This is a genomic window from Chryseobacterium polytrichastri, from assembly GCF_900142445.1.
GTDB lineage: Bacteria > Bacteroidota > Bacteroidia > Flavobacteriales > Weeksellaceae > Chryseobacterium > Chryseobacterium polytrichastri.
In genome coordinates, this window is the sequence record NZ_FRAV01000097.1 from 1 (window position 1) to 1,338 (window position 1,338).

Consider the following 1,338-nt stretch of genomic DNA (forward strand, 5'->3'; position numbering starts at 1 on the left):
CAAAAGGTACTGTGCTAATTTCCAAATATTTTTAGATATTTGTATAAACTATTTAAGGAGAATATTTATTCATCCTGTGTAGGCAGGTGCAATCCTGTCTACTTTTTTATTTTCTTTATAATTAGGATCGAACTCCATATTGCTTTTCCAAAGTTTATAAATTAGAATGAGCAACTTCCTTGCTACTGCTATCACCGCTATTTTTTTCGCTGGCTTTCTGTCTTTTAGATTATTATAAAATTCTTTCATTAATGGATTAAACCTAGTTGCACATAGAGCAGGCATATATAAAGCGTGGCGGATAAAACTATTTCCTTTTTTAGATATTCTTGTTTTACCTTGTTTATTCCCAGACTGATTGTGTTGAATATCTAAACCTGCATAACTTGCCAGCTGTCTTACATTCGTTATTAAAGCAAACGCATTGGTTTCTGCAATAATACATATTGTTGTAATAAAACTTATTCCAGGAATACTGCATATTTTTTCAACTTTATCATAAAATCCTGCATCAGAGATTGCTAAAAGTCTAAGTTCCGCCTCGATTTCCAAAACTTGCAATTCTAATAATGAAACCTGTTTTTCTAATCTTTTTTGAGTGGTAGCAGGGCAGTCATGACTGTATTGTTTTGCATGAAGCTGGTTCTTCGCTTGAGTGATTTTAGCTTTGGCTTCACGATATTCACGGCTTAAAAATTTTAAATCACGCATGATTTTAGTAGGCATATTCCAAGTACTCAACTTCCTTTCTAATCCTAGTCTGCATAAAACCTCTGAATCCTTTTGATCTGTCTTGGTTTTCACATTAAGACTTAGGGAATAATGCTTTACCATATTAGGCAAAAGAACAGATAATTTACAATCATGTTCATTTAAAAAATAGGCTAAATGTTCATAATAAATACCTGTAGCTTCCATTATATAATACACTTGTCTTGAGGCTGAGGCATTCTGCTCATCCGACCATTGCAATAATTCTTTAAATCCACAATAGTCATTACTAAATCTTTTACTCTTCCCAAATTTTTGATTTTGAGAACTGTCTGAAGTTCCAAAACAACAATCCAGATAATCTTTTGAAATGTCAATACCAATACATTGCTTTTCCATAATGTTTAATTTTAATTGGAAAAAACTGCAGTTTCTTGTAATCTTTTCTCGCATTTATACGGAATGTAAAAACTTCCTAAGTACTGTTCAGATTTTAAAGAAACTTAGAGACAGAGAATCTTTCTTTTTCCGGTATATTTATAAAAATTACCTCTCACAAAATATTTCTGCTGCCTCATAGTTTTATTCTTTAAAGTAACTTATATTTATAAATACAAACATACGAGA

The 1,338-nt window shown here is 31.3% G+C and carries 1 protein-coding gene; it reads right to left on the bottom strand.

Translation table 11 applies throughout. The features are described from left to right. Positions 1-69: 69 nt before the first annotated feature. Complete coding sequence (locus tag BUB80_RS23205; RefSeq protein WP_073298106.1) at positions 70-1,110, bottom strand: IS110 family RNA-guided transposase; 1,041 nt, start codon at positions 1,108-1,110, stop codon at positions 70-72. Positions 1,111-1,338 lie beyond the last annotated feature (228 nt).